This is a genomic window from Chryseolinea sp. T2 (assembly GCF_037203685.1).
Classification (GTDB): Bacteria; Bacteroidota; Bacteroidia; order Cytophagales; family Cyclobacteriaceae; genus Chryseolinea.
The window spans coordinates 546,547-563,651 of the sequence record NZ_JBBCAU010000003.1 but is presented as its reverse complement, the minus strand read 5'-3'; the positions used below and the strand labels follow the sequence as shown (position 1 = coordinate 563,651).

19 protein-coding genes are annotated in these 17,105 nt (G+C 47.4%); 7 read left to right on the top strand and 12 right to left on the bottom strand.

Features of this window, described 5'->3' with window-relative positions; translation table 11 throughout:
- Window positions 1–20: 20 nt before the first annotated feature.
- Window positions 21–326, top strand: coding sequence for a 30S ribosomal protein S10 (gene rpsJ, locus WBG78_RS12275; RefSeq protein WP_025538266.1), 306 nt, complete (start codon window positions 21–23; stop codon window positions 324–326).
- Window positions 327–470: 144 nt separating this feature from the next.
- Here the strand turns inward: rpsJ and WBG78_RS12270 are convergent, their stop codons facing one another.
- The 5 genes from WBG78_RS12270 to WBG78_RS12250 all read right to left on the bottom strand — a co-directional run bounded on the left by WBG78_RS12270 (window position 471) and on the right by WBG78_RS12250 (window position 5,712).
- Complete coding sequence (locus tag WBG78_RS12270) at window positions 471–1,100, bottom strand: nucleotidyltransferase family protein (RefSeq protein WP_337326719.1); 630 nt, start codon at window positions 1,098–1,100, stop codon at window positions 471–473.
- A 137-nt stretch (window positions 1,101–1,237) separates the two neighbouring features.
- Window positions 1,238–2,395: an XdhC family protein gene (locus WBG78_RS12265; RefSeq protein ID WP_337326718.1), complete on the bottom strand. Its 1,158-nt coding sequence runs from the start codon at window positions 2,393–2,395 to the stop codon at window positions 1,238–1,240.
- 92 nt (window positions 2,396–2,487) lie between these two features.
- Window positions 2,488–2,898, bottom strand: coding sequence for a c-type cytochrome (locus WBG78_RS12260; RefSeq protein WP_337326717.1), 411 nt, complete (start codon window positions 2,896–2,898; stop codon window positions 2,488–2,490).
- A 144-nt stretch (window positions 2,899–3,042) separates the two neighbouring features.
- Entirely contained in the window at window positions 3,043–5,211 is a 2,169-nt protein-coding gene (locus tag WBG78_RS12255) for a xanthine dehydrogenase family protein molybdopterin-binding subunit (RefSeq protein WP_337326716.1), read from the bottom strand.
- A 21-nt stretch (window positions 5,212–5,232) separates the two neighbouring features.
- Window positions 5,233–5,712 (bottom strand): (2Fe-2S)-binding protein, encoded by a 480-nt coding sequence (locus tag WBG78_RS12250; protein ID WP_337326715.1) that lies wholly within the window; start codon window positions 5,710–5,712, stop codon window positions 5,233–5,235.
- A gap of 319 nt (window positions 5,713–6,031) precedes the next feature.
- Here WBG78_RS12250 and WBG78_RS12245 point away from each other — a divergent pair, with 319 nt between their 5' ends.
- Both WBG78_RS12245 and WBG78_RS12240 read left to right on the top strand, forming a co-directional pair.
- Window positions 6,032–6,451: a DUF2141 domain-containing protein gene (locus WBG78_RS12245; RefSeq protein WP_337326714.1), complete on the top strand. Its 420-nt coding sequence runs from the start codon at window positions 6,032–6,034 to the stop codon at window positions 6,449–6,451.
- 118 nt (window positions 6,452–6,569) lie between these two features.
- Window positions 6,570–7,823, top strand: a complete 1,254-nt coding sequence (locus WBG78_RS12240; protein WP_337326713.1) for a serine hydrolase domain-containing protein — start codon at window positions 6,570–6,572, stop codon at window positions 7,821–7,823.
- A gap of 45 nt (window positions 7,824–7,868) precedes the next feature.
- Here WBG78_RS12240 and WBG78_RS12235 read toward each other — a convergent pair whose 3' ends face one another.
- Genes WBG78_RS12235 through WBG78_RS12220 form a run of 4 tightly spaced genes read right to left on the bottom strand, consistent with a single transcriptional unit; the run spans window position 7,869 to window position 10,363 of the window.
- Window positions 7,869–8,303 carry a c-type cytochrome gene (locus WBG78_RS12235; RefSeq protein WP_337326712.1) on the bottom strand — a complete coding sequence of 145 codons (435 nt, stop codon included), beginning with the start codon at window positions 8,301–8,303 and terminating at the stop codon, window positions 7,869–7,871.
- A complete protein-coding gene (locus WBG78_RS12230; RefSeq protein ID WP_337326711.1) occupies window positions 8,303–9,004 on the bottom strand; it encodes an SCO family protein in 702 nt (233 codons plus the stop codon). The genes WBG78_RS12235 and WBG78_RS12230 overlap by 1 nt, the downstream gene beginning before the upstream one ends.
- Window positions 9,001–9,531, bottom strand: coding sequence for a CopD family protein (locus WBG78_RS12225; protein ID WP_337326710.1), 531 nt, complete (start codon window positions 9,529–9,531; stop codon window positions 9,001–9,003). The genes WBG78_RS12230 and WBG78_RS12225 overlap by 4 nt, the downstream gene beginning before the upstream one ends.
- Window positions 9,512–10,363 carry an MOSC domain-containing protein gene (locus tag WBG78_RS12220; RefSeq protein WP_337326709.1) on the bottom strand — a complete coding sequence of 284 codons (852 nt, stop codon included), beginning with the start codon at window positions 10,361–10,363 and terminating at the stop codon, window positions 9,512–9,514. Before WBG78_RS12220 ends, WBG78_RS12225 begins: the two co-directional genes overlap by 20 nt.
- A 292-nt stretch (window positions 10,364–10,655) precedes the next feature.
- Between WBG78_RS12220 and WBG78_RS12215 the strand changes: the two genes are divergently transcribed.
- Window positions 10,656–11,234 (top strand): DUF4956 domain-containing protein, encoded by a 579-nt coding sequence (locus WBG78_RS12215; protein ID WP_337326708.1) that lies wholly within the window; start codon window positions 10,656–10,658, stop codon window positions 11,232–11,234.
- Window positions 11,235–11,409: 175 nt separating this feature from the next.
- Here the strand turns inward: WBG78_RS12215 and glgP are convergent, their stop codons facing one another.
- The 3 genes from glgP to WBG78_RS12200 all read right to left on the bottom strand — a co-directional run bounded on the left by glgP (window position 11,410) and on the right by WBG78_RS12200 (window position 15,359).
- Window positions 11,410–13,059: an alpha-glucan family phosphorylase gene (gene glgP / locus WBG78_RS12210; protein WP_337326707.1), complete on the bottom strand. Its 1,650-nt coding sequence runs from the start codon at window positions 13,057–13,059 to the stop codon at window positions 11,410–11,412.
- Between the two features lie 274 nt (window positions 13,060–13,333).
- Window positions 13,334–14,296 (bottom strand): ABC transporter ATP-binding protein, encoded by a 963-nt coding sequence (locus tag WBG78_RS12205; protein ID WP_337326706.1) that lies wholly within the window; start codon window positions 14,294–14,296, stop codon window positions 13,334–13,336.
- A gap of 46 nt (window positions 14,297–14,342) precedes the next feature.
- The gene (locus WBG78_RS12200) at window positions 14,343–15,359 is read right to left on the bottom strand and encodes a FecCD family ABC transporter permease (RefSeq protein WP_337326705.1); all 1,017 of its coding nucleotides are present in this window, start codon (window positions 15,357–15,359) and stop codon (window positions 14,343–14,345) included.
- Between the two features lie 185 nt (window positions 15,360–15,544).
- Here WBG78_RS12200 and rplC point away from each other — a divergent pair, with 185 nt between their 5' ends.
- Genes rplC through rplW form a run of 3 tightly spaced genes read left to right on the top strand, consistent with a single transcriptional unit; the run spans window position 15,545 to window position 17,096 of the window.
- Entirely contained in the window at window positions 15,545–16,177 is a 633-nt protein-coding gene (rplC, locus tag WBG78_RS12195; protein ID WP_337326704.1) for a 50S ribosomal protein L3, read from the top strand.
- Window positions 16,177–16,809 (top strand): 50S ribosomal protein L4, encoded by a 633-nt coding sequence (gene rplD / locus WBG78_RS12190; RefSeq protein WP_337326703.1) that lies wholly within the window; start codon window positions 16,177–16,179, stop codon window positions 16,807–16,809. Before rplC ends, rplD begins: the two co-directional genes overlap by 1 nt.
- Window positions 16,809–17,096 carry a 50S ribosomal protein L23 gene (gene rplW / locus WBG78_RS12185; protein WP_337326702.1) on the top strand — a complete coding sequence of 96 codons (288 nt, stop codon included), beginning with the start codon at window positions 16,809–16,811 and terminating at the stop codon, window positions 17,094–17,096. The genes rplD and rplW overlap by 1 nt, the downstream gene beginning before the upstream one ends.
- Window positions 17,097–17,105: the final 9 nt, after the last annotated feature.

Genomic DNA, 17,105 nt, shown 5'->3' with positions numbered 1-17,105 from the left:
ATTTCCTTAACACTGATAGTATGAACCAAAAGATTAGAATAAAACTCAAGTCTTACGATCACAACCTCGTTGACAAATCATCAGAGAAGATTGTGAGGGCTGTGAAAGCAACAGGCGCCGTAGTGAGTGGACCAATTCCTCTTCCTACTGAAAAGGAGAAATTTACTGTACTCCGTTCACCTCACGTAAACAAGAAGGCGCGCGAGCAGTTTCAACTCTGCACCTACAAGCGTCTGGTTGACATCTACTCAAACAGCGCTAAAACAGTAGACGCGTTGATGAAGCTCGAGCTTCCCAGTGGTGTTGACGTAGAAATCAAAGTGTAGTCTCCGCGAGGCAGTACTAACATTTACAAGTGCATATTGAAGTCACGGGCCCTTCCTGTGACTTTTTTTTTGCTTCTCGGTGATCGGTATAGCCAGAGAGAGCAACTCGTTACGGCTAACAGGAGCTTACTGGGCGGAAAGTGATCAGATGTTCTCTTTCGGAGGCGTGATCTGGTCCCGGAACTTTGTGTAGTCATCCATGGTATCAAGGTCCAGGGCGCCGTCTGGAAAGGGCAGAGTGGTGGAGAGCTCAGAGAATTGAGCTATGATCTTTCTTGCTCCCTCGTCATCTTTCAACATTAGCATATTGGAGAAGAACGATCTGCCGAACACCGCCGGTACACCTACAGCATTTGCGTATGAAGAGGCTACTATTTTCTTCCCTGACCTGAAGTATTCATTTACAAGTGCGTGAAGGTGTTTCGATGTAACTTTCGGTTGATCACAAACCATCATCAAAACAGCCTTAGCTTCTGCATGCTCACGGATAATGTAATGCAGAGCGGTCTTAATTGAACTGCCCATACCGCTTTGCCAATAGTGATTAACAACAATGTCAACAGGCAAATCACGGATCACCTCTCGATGTGAGGGTTCATTGGCTCCGAGAACGACAACGATGCGCGAGGTTCCTGCGCTTAACGCTGTGTGAACGGAATGACGTAGAAGTGGAACTCCTTTCACATCGAGCAGCTGCTTTGATTGACCCATTCGCGAAGATGAGCCTGCTGCCAGGAGAATAGTCACGGTGTCGGGATGGGAGATTTCTTTCAAGGAAGCAGGGCGAACGAAGATTGGAGTCGTTGAGACAAGGTACACAAATATACGCTCACAATGGGCCCGCTTTGATGATACACACTGGATGTCGACGGTTCGGCTCAGAGTTAATCTCCAATCCTTTCCGCTTCACATCAGTTGATGTACAACTGCTTAAAAACCTGGTCACTCGTTGAGTCGCGATCGTGAATTGGGCCACTGCGATATTTCAATGAGCCCCCTTCCCGATTGGCAAATTTACTTTGAATCTCTGCAATGATTGAAACGGCAATTTCATCAGCAGCTTCAGCTCCGATATCCAGTCCTACGGGAGAGTGGATTCTTTCGAAATCATCTGGATTAATTGATATTCCTTCATTGCTAAATTCCTCGAGCATCTTATCGAACCGCTTACGAGGACCAAGGATTCCAATAAAGGGGGTACCAGTACTCAGAAGTTTTTTGAGTACATCGCGATCATATTCATAGTTGTGCGACATCAATACGCATGCTGTATTGGCCGTGATCCGAAAATCACGATCGATATATGTTCGCTGGCACAACGATAACTTGTCAGCAGTTGGAAAAAAAAGAGGTGCTATATGGGCGACACATTCGTCAGTTACGGTAACGTCCCAGCCCAGCTTTTTTGCCAGGCTGCTTACAGGCCGCGCATCAAAACCACCACCGAAGATTATTAGTGATACCGAGGGCTGGATGAGTTCGAGGAAAACGCGATATTCTATCCCTTCAACAGCATAATCCCTTGCCTGTGATGTTCGTTCGTGCAACAGTAACTCCAGATCATTTACAAGCTGATCCTGGAGCCGTCGGTTGCCTATGCTACTAACTATGCCGCCGTCCTCGCGGTAGAGAAGTTTCTTTGAAATTTCGGTTTTGGGTCCGCCAAACACCGTGGCCATTGCCACCGGTGATTCTGATCCAACCAGACTTTTGTAGGTATCGACGGTATGCAGTCCATCGGTGATGTCGACCGGTTCAATGAGAACATCAATAATTCCATTGCAACCCAGGCTAATTCCAAGGTTTTGATTGGATCCCTCGCGGGTATCGTAAGTTACCGTCTGTGGTAACTTGTCAGTCATAACCTGACGGGCCTGCCTTAAAGCATCTCCTTCGAGACAACCGCCGCTGATAGATCCAACCCATCTGCCATCGTCAGTAATTAACATACGGGCGCCAGGGCTTCTATACGAGGATCCCCGTACCTGCACAACGGTCGCAATAGCTGCGCGCCTCGTTGACAAATCGAGATTCTCAAGTTCCTTCAGTATGCTTTTGAATTCCTTCATTGCAATTTTCTCATATAACTGCTGCGCTATTCATCGCAAGGCATAGGCTTCATTGCTTCACAGGCAACAAGACAACATTCACAACAAGCACATCATTTTCGCAGGGCCTTCACTTCTTCCGGTGTGACTGCCGCCCCTTTGTTGCCAAAAGAGTTTCTGACATAGTTAAGCACGTCGCTCACTTCTGTATCCGATAATGCGTCGAAGCCAGTCATCACGCCATCATACGTTTTTCCATTGACTTTTATTTCTCCGGTTAAGCCATGCAGGACCTGATCAACGGAGCGTTTCTTGTCACCCATCAGGTAATCTGATTTACTCAGCGGTGGATATACACCTTCAATTCCTTCTCCCTGCTCCATGTGGCAGGTAATGCACTGCACAGTATATACCTCCTTGCCACGCTCTATACTTGCTTTAAGGTCAAATTTTTGAACCGGCTTGAATGCTACCACTGTTGTCATCACCACAATACAACCGGCGATTATGATAAGTTTTTTCATGTATTATCTCGTAGTTCTAATTAGTATTCAAAGTACAAGTGATGCTGCGTATTTCCCAACTACTCATCAAGCGGGGCAGCCAATCATCTACTGAAAGCAAACGAAGCAACCGATTTTCGATTGCTTCATTTTGATAAGCGAAGATTATGCCTCGTTTAAAGCGAATGGCAACTTTCTGATACGTTTCCCCGTGAGGTCGAAAATGGCGTTTGTGAGAGCTGGTGCAAATGGTGGAAGAGAGGGCTCACCTACTCCGCCGGCTTTTTCTTCGTTGTCCATGACGTGCACTTCTATCTCAGGAATGTCGTTGATGCGTGGCATGCGATACGTGTTGAAGTTTTGCTGCACCGCCTTGCCGTCTTTGAACTCCGTAGCATGGAAATTGGATGCACCATAGGCCATTACGATGCTTCCTTCCACTTGCGCACGAATCACGTCCGGGTTAACATACCAGCCGCAGTCCATTACTGCCCAAACCTTATCGATTTGAATTTTTCCATCAGCCTTTCTGGAAACCTTAACAACTTCCCCAACGATAGTTGCAAAACATTCTGTCAGCGCAATACCGTATCCGTCGTTAGCCTTTCGTTGTTTCCAGTTCGACACTTCCATCAACTTGTCAAGCACGGCATGATAGCGTCCGTCCCAAAAATGTTGCTTGCGGAAGTCGATCGGGTCTTTTTTGGCAGCAATTGCCATTTCATCGAGAAAGCTCTCAAAGGCAAAGGCGTTGGTAGAAGAATATACCGAACGCCACCACATCACCGGTACCGGTGATTCAAGTGGCACATCCCCGAAGCGATAATTGGGAAGACTATTGAGATAGGTTTCGGGCAGCCCTTCCGTTGCGCTGTCGTTGTAGCTGTTTCGGTCGGCACCTGGATTCTGATGACCCATGTTCTGACCGGCGATGCGTGTTTCGAATGCAGCGATGCCACCATTTCCAGACAAAGCGCCTTTGCATTGATAAACCATACCCGGCCTGAACGGGCCCTGTGTCATATCGTCTTCTCGTGTCCAGACAACCTGAACCGGCGCCTTCACTTCTTTTGAAATTACTGCGGCTTCATGAGGATAGTCCAGGAACGCTTTTCGCCCAAAACCGCCGCCAAGGAAAGTCATATTTACAGTAACGTCTTCGGGTTTGAGTCCAAGCATTGGCGCTACATCGGCCTGAACCCAGTCCGGACCCTGGATAGGTCCCCAGATGACGCATTTCCCATCTTTGAAATCAGCTATGCAATTCAACGGCTCCATGCATGCATGTGCCTCATATGGTGTTTCGTATACAGCTTCAAGGGTGCTTGCCGACGAGGTAAGAACACGATCGACATCGCCTTTGGTCTTATAGGAGAGCAATTTTCCACTCTTGACATCTTCACGCATCTTGGCGTATAGCTGGTCCGTACTGTGGTGATCGAAGCCGGCGTCGTCCCATTCAACTTTAAGTTTTTTGCGGCCCTGCATGGCTGCCCAAAGGTTGTCGGCCACAACAGCCACGCCTTCGCGTTTGTGTGAGAAGACATTCATCTGAACCTTGAGCACATGCCTGACGCCGGGTACTGCCTTTGCTGCAGAGTCATCAAAGGATTTTACTTTGCCCAGGAAGCGAGGATTGCGCTCAACAACTGCATAGAGCATGCCAGGGAGGCGCTTGTCCAAGCCAAAGATAGCCGTACCGTTGGTTTTCAGTGGCGTATCCTGCCGCGGCATCGGCTTTCGGATGATCTTATAATCTTTCGGGTCTTTCAGCGCAACATTTGCCGGCGGTTGTAGCTTCACGGCCTCTTCCACAAGCGACCCGTAGTTTGCCTTACGGCCTGAACCACGATGAATGACATGGCCATTTTCCGCATAACATTCACTTTGAGGCACGTTCCACTTTTTAGCAGCCGCAGAGATCAGCATCTCGCGAGCTGTTGCACTTAAGTGCAGTAGCTTCTTGTAAGATCCGCGAATCGTCGAGCTTCCACCGGTTATCTGGCTGCCATAGAGAGTCTGGCTCCCCTGCGCAAATACAATATTGACGTCGTTCAGGTTTACTTCCAGTTCCTCGGCAATGATCTGGGGCACGGACTGAAATGAACCCTGGCCCATTTCCGAACGATGGTTGATGATGGTGACCTTCCCAAGAGGATCTATTGAAATCCACGCGTTAAGCTCAACATTTGCTACTGCTGCTTCACTACCTGGTTTGATGACTGAAACAACACTTCCGGTCGCTGTCTTGTAGAAACCAAGAGTAAGTGCAACGCTGCTTAACGAAGAGATTCGAATAAAATTCCTTCGTGATATTTTCGAATTCGCTGTCATGATTTCAGAACCTTTAACAACCTATTTTATAGATGCTTTTGACCCCATGATCGATGAAGCGGTCTTGATAGCTTTTCGAATCCTTGGATATGTGCCACACCTGCAAATGTGTCCCTGCATGGCAGTGTCGATGTCTTTGTCATTAGGGTTCGGATTCTTTTTGAGCAGCGCCGTTGCAGCCATGATTTGGCCCGACTGACAATAACCACACTGAGGAACCTGCTCCTGGATCCACGCCTGTTGCACGGGATGAGAGTTGTCCGTTGACAAACCTTCAATGGTGGTTATTTCTTTGTTTCCGACCGTTGACACGGGCAGAGAGCAGGAGCGTACCGGCACGCCGTTGAGATGCACAGTACATGCCCCGCATTGCGCGATACCGCAACCATACTTAGTGCCCGTAAGCCCAACCAGATCCCGGATGGCCCATAGTAAAGGCATGGCAGGATCAGCATCGACAGTGTAACTCTTGTTGTTGATCTTAAGATTAATAGAGGCCATAGATTCTGGAATATGTTCGAATTTAACAAATTGGCGCAACTTGCCCATCCAATAATACGGGAAGGAAAGCGCAATACTCTGGCCCCATCAGCATCACCGGACAGGAGGACGGTTGCCCGGTATAAAAGGCTAATTAATCCTGATAGAATTAATAACACTGTATATGAAACGGTTCGGAAATGTATCCCGCTCATTAGTTAATTCCTCGTCCGATGGCATCTTATTTGCAGTCGGCGTCAGCATGATCGAAATCAGAATTGACACCAGGCATCACGGACAATCTGACCACTATCTGCAAAGTCGAATAATCGAATAACACATGAGACTACTATCCCTGACGTTGCTTTTGTTTTTCGGAACAGTATATGGTGCCTGTGCACAGACAACTGTGGAAGTTAAATTGACAGGTGTGAAACCCGGTCAGGGCAACCTTCGCGTCGGGTTGTTTAACGAAGGCAATTATCTCAAGACACCTGTAGAGGGAAAGATCGCGAAGGCCACCGCTGAATCAGTTGTGATTGTATTCGAAAATGTTCCTGCCGGGACATATGCCCTGAGCGTCATTCACGATGCGAATGAGAACGGTGATTTGGATAAAACCAAGCTGGGCATCCCAAAGGAAGGTTTTGCATTTAGTAACAATGTTATGGGAAAGAAGGGACCGCCTTCCTATGACAAAGCAAAGTTTGAGGTGCGTAGCTCAACCGTAAAGCAGGAGCTAAAGATGAGATACCCCTAGATTCATTTGGTGATTTTTTGAACTTGTGATTGGGTGATTTGAAATGCAACTCCGGTCGTGGAAAAATGTTCGCGGGGTTCTTTTATTTCAATATATTGACCTGAACAAACGGGTCAATATGAAATTCGCACTCCCCTCAATTCTGATTGTGTTGCTTATAAGCATCTCGTGTAAGCAACCAGAAAAGTCAACGGGAAATATTATTACTGAAGAAGCAAAGGCACGTATAGATGCTACGCTCAAGTCGTTTATCGATACCAATCGCGTTGCTGGTATATCTGCACTCATCTTTGAAAAGGACAAGGAAGTATATTTCAATGCATTTGGCCTGGCCGACCGCGAGGCCAATGTGCCGATGGATAGAAATACAATCGTGCGGATATATTCAATGACAAAGCCTGTAACGGGTGTGGCCCTCATGCAGCTTTATGAAAAGGGGTTGTTCCAGTTGGATGATCCTCTCAGCAAGTATGCGCCAGAGTTTGCAAACGTGAAGGTATTTGCAGGCTTTGACGACAAAGGGGCAATGAAACTTGAAGCTCCTCATCGTGCCATTACAGTAAGAGACATTACACGCCACACTGCCGGCTTTCTGAATGCCGGCAATAAGGACTTGGGTGAGGTATTCCGAAAGGCTGACTTGATGAATAAGAATAATACTTTGACTCAGTTCGCAGAGAAACTCTCACAATTGCCACTGGCTTTTCATCCGGGTGAACAATGGTCGTATGGCGTCTGCGTTGATGTTCAAGCCTATCTCGTAGAGAAACTTTCCGGTAAGCCATTCGACCAATACGTTATTGAGAATGTGCTGAATCCTCTTAAGATGAATAATACGCGCTATGTGCCAACGGATATGAAGCAATTTGCTGCATTGTACAATCGCGCCGATGGGAAGCTCAATCGCGTCGCCGATTCGATCGCCATTGGATTTAATGGTCAGGAGTGGTCTTTGAAGCCAGGTGGTTTTGGACTTACATCTACCGTCGATGACTACATGCGTTTCACACAGATGCTGGTCAATGGCGGGAAGCTGGACGACGCGGTGATATTGAAAGAAGAGACTGTGAAGCTGATGGCCACAAACCAACTGTCGGATAGCGTAACTGAGAGAATGTGGTTGCCATCGAAGGGCAGGGTAGGCTTCGGTATTGACTTCGCAGTTCGCCTTGAGCCGGCTCAGGGACCCGACGAAAAAGTGGGCGCAGTGGGTGAATTCTTTTGGGACGGTGCTGCGAGCACATTATTCTGGGTTGACCCGAAGAACGATCTGACGGCAGTGCTGTTTCTTCAGATCTTTCCTTTCGATAATCCGGTTCACAAGGAATTCAAAGATGCCGTTTACGGCAAGTACGGCACCACAACTCCGTAGCGAAATCATTGCAGCCATAGTGAAAACTCGGACGCAGTTAAAACACTAACGAACGGAGGGAACTGAATCGCATTGCTGCAACTGTGTGGCTATCTGATTTACCTCGAGGAGTCCACGGTCGCGGCCCCATGTATTGTAGATGTAGGTCGCGATCTCTGCAATTTCAAGGTCTGACAAGGTCGTAGCGGGCATCGCCTGATTATACATCTTCCCATTGACGATCAATTCGCCTTTACGACCATTTCTCATAAGGCAAATCACTTCTTCGAAATGCTGGTCAACAAAGTCTGACTTGTTTAATGGCGGGTAGACCAGGCCGAGGCCGGTACCTGTTTTCTGATGGCAATTGCTGCAGTGCTGACTGTACAACTGCTCGCCCTGGTTATAATATTGCTGGAACTTCGCGGAGTTTGGATGCTCGCTACCACCCGGCTTTCCGCAGGCCCAACAGATCAATGCAAGTATAATCAATCCTCGCATTAACCTTCCTTTTCAAGTCGGCGAATGTCTGTGAGGAGGCGATTGACGTCTTCTTCCTTTGTGCCATCATACTTTCCCCTGATGCGTCGATGTTTGTCAATCAGCAGAAAAGCACCGCTATGGATGAAACCATCGGCATCTCCCTTATCTTCCATTGCCGTAGAGAAGTAACTCAACTGAGCCAGCTTATAAACTTCTTCTTTGGGTTTGCCTGTTGCAAAATGCCACTTGTTGCTCTTTACGCCAAGCCGGTCGGCGTAATCGTGAAGGAGTCCTACCGTGTCGTATTCCGGATCTATCGTATGCGATAAGAGCAGGACACCATCGTTGTTTTGAATAGAGTCGTAGACACGCATCATCTGTGTCTTCATAATAGGACATATAGTCCTGCAGGACGTAAAGAAGAAGTCAGCAACATAAATCTTATTATCGAACGTGCTGTTGGTGATGGTTGCGCTATCCTGATCCAGAAAACTGAAATCGCCAATCGTATGATAGACCGTGTCCTTGCCAACGAGTTCACGTTCGCCATAGATTGGTAAAGGCGGTTCAGCCTTTTTGACGCAGGCGGTAAATGCCAGAAGTAATATCAGGGTAGAAACAACGAAGACGCTAACCCTGCTCCATTTGATCGTTGTATTGTTAGGTGATGTCAGGATGAATGAGTTATTCAGACTGCTCTTATCGTGATGCGTTTTCATTTCCTGTTTTTCTTATAGATTTTGATTCCAAGTGTAATAAGAATAATAATAGCAAAGAGTCCAAGGAGCCCCCACAGCATGCTCAGCGCATCCTTTAAAACAATAATGAATACAATGGCAATGAGAAACAACGTGGAAACTTCATTCCAAAACCGCATTTGCTGAGAAGTGTAATTAACAATTCCCCTCTGTAGTTGCCTGAAGATCCGATGTAGTGAAAGATGATATAAATACAGAAGGAATACGAGCGTGAGCTTGATGTGCATGAAACCATACTCAAGCCATGACGGAGTGTTTATCAGCAGCGAGGCGCCCATGCACAGCGTTATAATTGCCGATGGCCATGTGATTGCAAACCAGAGGCGGGAGGCCATCATGTTGAGCTGTCTGATAAGAATTGTTTTTTCAGGTTCCTGTTTCGAATGGGCTTCGATGATATATACAAATAACCTTGGCATGTAGAACATGCCTGCGAACCAGGTCACGACGAAGATAATATGTACTGCCTTAAGATATAGCGCTGTCATATTGCGCGTTGTTAGTTAGCCTGGGAATGGCCTGATGTGTGGTGATCAGGTTGATCTTATCCCCGATCTTAATTTCATGAGTCGTGCGCGCGATCACGTTCTGACCGAAGTAAATCTTATTGTTCGCCTTACGATAGGTCGCCAGTGTTTTCAGGGGTTCGGCGCCTTTTTGTCCGGTGAGTGGATCTATAGTAGTGAGCACACACCGCGCGCATCGCTTTACACCTGTGAATGCGTTTTCGCCGATTGTAAATTCTTTCCAGGTATCCTCCTCGAAGGGTGCACCACCGCTGAATACCAGGTTTGGTCGGAATCGCGTCATTGGCAATGGGTCCCGAAGTTTTGAATTAAGGTCGGCCAGTGAGGACTCACCGATGATCATAAGCGGGTATGCATCTGCGAGACTGACGTTCTCGCCGGCAGCAGCGTATGACGGATCGATCTGTCGCGCATTTTGCTCCGGGAACGCAACCAGTCTGCAAATGATACCCAGCTTTCGGGTGAACCACGAGCTGAACGCCGGATTGACTTCGAAGGCCCAAACCCGGTCGTCCCAGATCTGTACCTCGAAGGCGCCTGATGGTTCGGATTGCACATAAGGTAAGACGATACTTTCTCCTTCCCGCGAGACAACAAATCCTTCCGCCGATTCTTGCATATGAAACAATGCCATCGACGTGTGCACACGCTGTGTCATAAACATGCCGCTCTCGTCCACGAGCATCCACCGACGGTCGTGCTCCAAACCTTTTGGTAATAGTCTGGATTGAGTCTTAGAAATCCCGCTCAGGGATTTGATTGGGTAGATGCGTATTTCACTCAGGGTGAGCATGGGACTAATTCAGGAGAATTTTGCGCTAAACTAACCAAGATATCCTTCACATTTCCATGAGGAACAGATAATGATGAGAGCCACCTGCGTCCCCCCGCATTACACAGTTTATTTCAGTACCACGGCGTCCCTATTGGAACCCAGGACACCGGAAAAGGTATTCGTCCGTAAGCAGTTACTTCTCCACCGCTGACGTCTGTGCCAGACCGTAGTCACCAGGAGATATCGCCCGCGTCAGCCGATGCAGCAACGTTCATAAAAAAGGCTATCTTTAGTGAGCCTAGCCCTCGTTATGGATACCTTTCAAATCTTTACAGAATATTTTCTTATCCGTATTCTGATCAACACGATATCGATGATCGTGCTTATTCGTGTTGTCTATTACAACATCTACGAGAAAAGGGACTACTACTTTACGTTCTTCCTGCTCAACTTCATAATCTTCCTGCTTGCTTACATGCTTGAGAAAACAAAGGCATTCAACTCAATGGGTAGTGCCTTTGGCTTGCTGGCTGCATTTTCCTTGCTCCGGTTCCGAACCGAAACGATCACAACAAAGGACATGACGTACCTTTTCATCATCATGACCATCGGTCTGATCAATTCGATTATGAAGGGATCTTATATGGAGATCATCGCGCTTAATCTGCTGATAATTGTTGTTGTTTTTGTGATTGATGGGAATCGTATCATCAAGAATGAAAAGACGAAGCTGGTCGAGTACAACAGTCTCGACAATATGCAGCCGGAAAACCATCATCTGCTGATTGCAGACCTAAAGCAGAAAACAGGGTTGGACATCAAGAAGATTCTGATAGAAGAGATCGATTTTACGAAGGCAAGATTAATGATCAGGGTTTACTTCTATTAGCCTCCTCTAACCAGTAGGGCATCTATTGAATATAGCCTTCGATCAAGTACATCCGTCCCTTGTAAAGGCCATTGACAACTTGGGTATGGTGATATAAGAAGGCGGACAGACACCTTCAAAAACTGAAATTATCCGTCCGCCGCACCAATGTTTTTTAATGGATATTCAATACAGTTTAAGAGTACAGCTTTTCGTAGTATTCATTTGCCATTCGATTTGAATCGAACATTGGCACTACGTCACGCATACCCTGCTTCACAATGTTCAGCCAGGCTTCAGGCTTCTTATAGTAAACAGGTATTATTTCATTTTCGAGAACGCTGATAAGATTCTTTGCTTCGATCTTGTCTTTTGCCTCGGGACTAAGTGAATCGTCTGCGGTTCTGATGAGGAAGGAGTTCTTGCCGTGTTGAGAGAACTCGGGTATCCATCCATCAGGGATCGACAGGTTCACGGATCCGTTCATCGCTGCAGTCATCCCAGAAGTACCGGATGCCTCATGGTACAATTTGGGATTGTTCAGCCATACGTCTGATCCCTTTTTAAGGTGACCAGATAGCCATAGTTCATAACCGGTTACTACAGTGCAGTTAGGCAGTTCTTTGGTCTTCCAGTAAATCTCGTTGAAGATATTGATAGCGTTGTAATCTTCGGGATATGGCTTACCTGCCCAGATAATTTGAATCGGGAAATCTTTGCTCAGGGCCAGGCGAAGGAAGTTATTGAAGTCCGATAGTAAAAGATTGGCTCTCTTATAACCTGCGAAGCGACGCGCCCATACAATGGTCAGCACATTCTCATCGAACAGTTTGCCCGTTTGATTGGCCACTACACGGAACAATTTCTTCTTTAATTCTTTCTTTCGTCTGGCCAGTGCTTCATTGTCGTTATTGGCAAGGGCTGCTTCCATCTCGTCATCTTTCCAATAGGTCTTGTTCTGCGCGTTAGTGATGGCCTTGATCTCGCAAATTCCCTTGTAACCACCCCACATCTTACGGGAAACTTCACCGTGCAACTGGGACACGGCGTTGGCAACGCGCGACAGTCTCAGGGCAGTAAGTGTATGATTCAATACTCCATTCTCCGGCGCAACGTAATCCTCAACCTGCTTAACAGTGAGACCGTTGAAGAAGCTCATACTATTGAGAAGTGGAATGCTGTGTTCCTCATTACCGGCCTTCTCAGGAGTATGTGTTGTGAACGCAACGCGTTTTTTCACCTCGTCAACGCTTTTGTACTTATCTAAAAGATAAAAACACATGGGCAGCGCGTGACCTTCATTCATGTGATAGATCTCAGTCTGACGACCGAGAACATCGAGAAGTTTGGCGCCACCAATTCCAAGCAGTATCGACTGGGCTATGCGCGTAGTTTCGTTTGGATCGTAGAGGCGGTGGCTTATGGTTTGAGCCAGATAGTCGTTCTCAGGAATATCGGTACTCAAAAGAAACAGCGGAGCAGAGTTAAAAACTCCTGGTTTTAGCAGGTAGGCTTTGACAAACACCTTTGCACCGTGAATAGTAATTGGATATACTATGTTAGTGTCAGTCAGAAACGAATAGTCTTTGTCTCTGAAGCTTACTTTCAAGGTTTGGTCCTGATTTCGTTCCTGGTCATAATATCCCTTTTTCCAAAGGATGCCGATTCCGATTAGGTTCTGCTTCAGTTCATAAGCACTGCGGAGGTGAGACCCGGCCAGGAAACCGAGGCCACCGCTATATATTTTCAGAGGCTGGTCAACAGCAAATTCCATTGAGAAATAGGCGACCGGCTTGCTATACTTCTTATCAAATTCGTAGGGAAAGATCTCGTTAAGGTTTACCATGGTGTTATATGGGTCTATTTTCCAAACCTAAGGAAAACCCTGAGAATTGAAGGTGTCTGTTTCTGGCAGAATCTTACAAGAGCAATTTCAAACGATTGAAAAAAAGTCCAATGTAAACTAAGTGTTATGAAATCTGTGGACGGGAAATTTTTGCTGGGCTGGCCAAAGAGACGTTCGGGGTTTTCGAGATAATACATGGAAACTGTCTGAATGGTCGATGATATCGACCAGGGAATGCGGATCTGAGCGTATACCGTCCCCGTTGTTCCGGCTCTTACCGGCCGTGCTCAAGATGATGAAGTGCCATCAGCAAGGATTCTATGCTTCTATGCCTTTCGCCACCATCGATCGTCCATTCAAGCCCGGCACTGTGCCGTGGGGAAAGGGAAATGGTCAAATCCGCGTCACCGGTCTGGACCAGGTATCCTGATCGTTCCAGGGCGTTTCGGGTCCAAAGCGCAGCGGGATGATCGCCTGGTACAGCCACCGTCATCTTGCGGCTGGTACTATGGAGAACTTTACCCGTCAGCAGATCAAAGCCCTTAAGCCGGAAGATATCATCAAAGGCACCCTGCAATACCAGGTCTTCAGGTGCACCAACTAAGATACCCTTTGGACCTCCGGCGAGCCATACTTCATCCGCCGTCTGAAGCGCAAGATCAAGTTCGTGGGTTGCCATCAGTACAGCTTTACCCTCATGAGCCAGCTGGCGAAGCAGTAAAGTTATCTCCAGTCGGTTATTTAGATCCAGGTGGGCGGTTGGTTCATCCAGCAGTATGATATTGGTTTCCTGTGCCAGCACCCTTGCGATTTGTGCCAGCTGAATTTGTCCATCGCTCAATTCATGAAGGCGCCGATCCGCCAGCGATTGAAGATGAAGCCTGGCAATCGCTGATTCGATTGCATCCGAATCGGTCTTGCCAAGCTTTAGATTCCATGACAAATAGGGATAGCGACCGAAGGTGACGAGTTGCCGTACCGTCATGTAACCTGCGGCAATCCGGTCGGTCAGCACTACCGCGGGATGGCGGCCCTGGTCTTTATTGCTGACAGCGCCGCCAAGCGGTTTTTGCAAACCAGCAAGTGTTCGAATTAGGGTGGACTTTCCAATCCCATTCGGCCCCATAAAGCAAGTAAATTTCCCGGAACTCAATCCGAGATTCAAGCCATCAAACACAGGCTTTTCATTATAGCCTACGGATAGATTTGCTGTATTTAGTAACTGGGCACCTTTCATTATATGTGAATGACCTCTGTAGTGCGAATGACCATGGACGACGCAATCATAACGATACCTGCCGAGCTCTCATAATAATGGAAATTACTGCCGGCGCGCCCACCAGGGCGGTAATGGCATTGATAGGAAGAACATATGATGTACCTGGCAATTGAGAAGCCACATCACACAGAAGCAGCAGGATCGCTCCGTTGACAACCACAACAGGTATAAGCACCAGATGGTCGTGAGTTCTAAAGATGATTCTGCTGAAATGAGGCACAGCGAGACCTACAAAAGCAATGGGCCCGCAAAACGCTGTCACTGCTCCGGTCAGGATGCAGGCGGCAAGGATCATCACCATCCGCGCCGATTGGGGATCGATACCCAGACTTGTCGCGTAGTTCTCCCCAAGGAGCCAGGCGTTCATTGATTTAGAAGCAAAAACGAGCGTGCCAGCAGCGGCTAAAAGGACCAATCCAAGGACAGCAATTTCAGGATAACTAAGACCCCCCAGGCTCCCAAAAGTCCAGATCAGGTACACTTGCTGATCGTCCGCGTTGCTGATATACTGGAGCACACTAACCAGTGAGGTGACGGTCGCGCCAATCATCAGGCCGACGATCAACAGTGAGTTGTTGTCCCTCAGCTGTCTTGAAATGGCAAAAACAACCAAAAGGATGGCCGTTGCGCCGACAGAGGCGGCACCAGCTGTAGTCCACGGACCTGCTGCGATACTGGGAAGCCACGCTGCCTGCCCCATGATAATCAACGAGACCGCGAGGCTTGATCCTGAACTTATGCCTAGCACGTCGGGTCCGGCAAGGGCGTTTCTGAAGAGAGTTTGCATGGCCAGTCCGGCCAGTGAAAGACTTGCTCCGGCAAGGATACAGGTTAGCGCCTTGGTCATTCGGAACTGCCAGATGATATCTGACCAGATCTGATTTTCAGGTTTTTTTCCCAGCAAAATTCCGGCAAGATCGGGGAGGGGAATATGAACGCTGCCCAAATAAAGATTCAGCACAAAGCTGGAAATCAGTATAAAAGGGAGGAAAAACCACGGTTTATTGCCAGACTGTTTCATCGATGGTAGGCCTTCGGCAATGATACGCCATTTTCGAATATTGTGCGGAAATGACCGATAAGGCGCACACGCCTCCAAAATTTTTGAGGTCGCATTTGCTAACTAGGCTTTAGTTCCTATCTTTGCAGTCCTTTTTGAAAGATGTGTTCAAAAAGTCCTGAAAAACAGCATAAACGGTCATAGACATGCCTGGAATTATAGGAAAGAAAATAGGAATGACCAGCATCTACGGAGCAGAGGGCGTAAGCATCGCCTGCACCGTAATCGAAGCTGGTCCTTGCGTAGTAACGCAAGTAAAGAATGAGGAAAAGGACGGCTATTCAGCTGTTCAGCTCGCTTTCGGCGAGAAAAAGGAGAAGAATACCTCCAAGGCGGCTATTGGCCATTTCAAAAAAGCAAACACTACTCCTAAGCGTGCAGTTGTTGAATTCCGTGATTACGGAAAAGAGTTTGAAACACTCGCAGAGCTTGGCAAAGAAGTCCGTATCCAGGACGTGTTCGTTGAAGGCGATTTCATTGATGCTGTTGGGACTTCCAAAGGTAAAGGCTTCCAGGGCGTAGTTAAGCGTCACAACTTTGCCGGTGTTGGTGGTCAGACTCACGGTCAGCACAACAGACTCCGCGCTCCCGGCTCTATGGGTAACGCGTCATTCGCATCACGGGTACCTAAAGGCAAGCGTCTTGCTGGTCGTATGGGGCACGCCCGTGTTAAGCTTACCAACCTTCAGATTGTTAAGATCATGCCTGAACAAAACCTCATCATCCTGAGTGGTTCTGTTCCAGGTGCCAAGAATTCAACTGTAATCCTTCAGAAATAATGGAAGTAGCAGTATTAAAATCGAGTGGAGAACAGACCTCGAAAAAGGTTAGTCTGTCCGATGCGATCTTTGGTATTGAGCCAAATGACCACGCTATATACCTGGATGTGAAGAGCTATCTGGCCAACCAGCGCCAGGGCACACACAAGTCCAAGCAACGTAACGAAATCTCCGGTTCCAGCAAGAAGCTGAAGAAGCAAAAAGGAACTGGTGGTGCTCGTGCGGGTAACATCAAGAACCCTCAGTTCAAAGGTGGTGGACGGATTTTCGGTCCTCAGCCCCGTGACTATTCGTTCAAGCTGAACAAGAAAGTAAAAGACCTGGCTCGTAAGTCGGCTCTTACATATAAGGCAAAAGACAATTCTATTGCTATCCTCGAAGACTTCAGCTTCGACGCTCCGAAGACTAAAAATTACCTGGCACTGTTGAAGGCACTTTCAGCAACTGATAAGAAGACTCTTCTTGTCCTTTCTGAAGCCAACAAGAATGTTGTGTTGTCAGGAAGAAACGTACAGCACGCCAAGATTACAACGGCCGAGCAGATCAGCACTTATGATGTGATGAATGCAGATCGCGTGATCTTCGTGGAAAGTTCTATCAGCAAAGTTGAAAACTTATTAAACAAAGCGTGATGAGCATCCTGAGAAAGCCATTGGTGACTGAGAAGGTTTCCGCCTTGAACGAAAAGGGCAAGTACGGATTTATCGTGGACTCTGACGCCAACAAAGTTGAGATTAAGAAGGCCGTTGAAAAACAATACGGCGTGAACGTTGAGAAGGTGAATACGATGGTTGTAATGGGTAAGAAGAAGACCCGTTACACAAAGGCCGGAGTGCTGGCGGGTCGCAAGCCCAGCTACAAGAAGGCAATCGTAACACTGGCAGAAGGTGAAGTAATTGATTTTTATAGCAACGTATAATTGACAGGC

Bases quoted from the DNA above. Each gene is read 5' to 3' on its own strand.
- rpsJ (WP_025538266.1), top strand. From the start codon at position 21: ATGAACCAAAAGATTAGAATAAAACTCAAGTCTTACGATCACAACCTC.
- WBG78_RS12265 (WP_337326718.1), bottom strand. From the start codon at position 2,395: ATGAAGGAATTCAAAAGCATACTGAAGGAACTTGAGAATCTCGATTTG.
- WBG78_RS12260 (WP_337326717.1), bottom strand. From the start codon at position 2,898: ATGAAAAAACTTATCATAATCGCCGGTTGTATTGTGGTGATGACAACA.
- WBG78_RS12255 (WP_337326716.1), bottom strand. From the start codon at position 5,211: ATGACAGCGAATTCGAAAATATCACGAAGGAATTTTATTCGAATCTCT.
- WBG78_RS12250 (WP_337326715.1), bottom strand. From the start codon at position 5,712: ATGGCCTCTATTAATCTTAAGATCAACAACAAGAGTTACACTGTCGAT.
- WBG78_RS12245 (WP_337326714.1), top strand. From the start codon at position 6,032: ATGAGACTACTATCCCTGACGTTGCTTTTGTTTTTCGGAACAGTATAT.
- WBG78_RS12240 (WP_337326713.1), top strand. From the start codon at position 6,570: ATGAAATTCGCACTCCCCTCAATTCTGATTGTGTTGCTTATAAGCATC.
- WBG78_RS12235 (WP_337326712.1), bottom strand. From the start codon at position 8,303: ATGCGAGGATTGATTATACTTGCATTGATCTGTTGGGCCTGCGGAAAG.
- WBG78_RS12230 (WP_337326711.1), bottom strand. From the start codon at position 9,004: ATGAAAACGCATCACGATAAGAGCAGTCTGAATAACTCATTCATCCTG.
- WBG78_RS12225 (WP_337326710.1), bottom strand. From the start codon at position 9,531: ATGACAGCGCTATATCTTAAGGCAGTACATATTATCTTCGTCGTGACC.
- WBG78_RS12220 (WP_337326709.1), bottom strand. From the start codon at position 10,363: ATGCTCACCCTGAGTGAAATACGCATCTACCCAATCAAATCCCTGAGC.
- WBG78_RS12215 (WP_337326708.1), top strand. From the start codon at position 10,656: ATGGATACCTTTCAAATCTTTACAGAATATTTTCTTATCCGTATTCTG.
- glgP (WP_337326707.1), bottom strand. From the start codon at position 13,059: ATGGTAAACCTTAACGAGATCTTTCCCTACGAATTTGATAAGAAGTAT.
- WBG78_RS12205 (WP_337326706.1), bottom strand. From the start codon at position 14,296: ATGAAAGGTGCCCAGTTACTAAATACAGCAAATCTATCCGTAGGCTAT.
- WBG78_RS12200 (WP_337326705.1), bottom strand. From the start codon at position 15,359: ATGAAACAGTCTGGCAATAAACCGTGGTTTTTCCTCCCTTTTATACTG.
- rplC (WP_337326704.1), top strand. From the start codon at position 15,545: ATGCCTGGAATTATAGGAAAGAAAATAGGAATGACCAGCATCTACGGA.
- rplD (WP_337326703.1), top strand. From the start codon at position 16,177: ATGGAAGTAGCAGTATTAAAATCGAGTGGAGAACAGACCTCGAAAAAG.
- rplW (WP_337326702.1), top strand. From the start codon at position 16,809: ATGAGCATCCTGAGAAAGCCATTGGTGACTGAGAAGGTTTCCGCCTTG.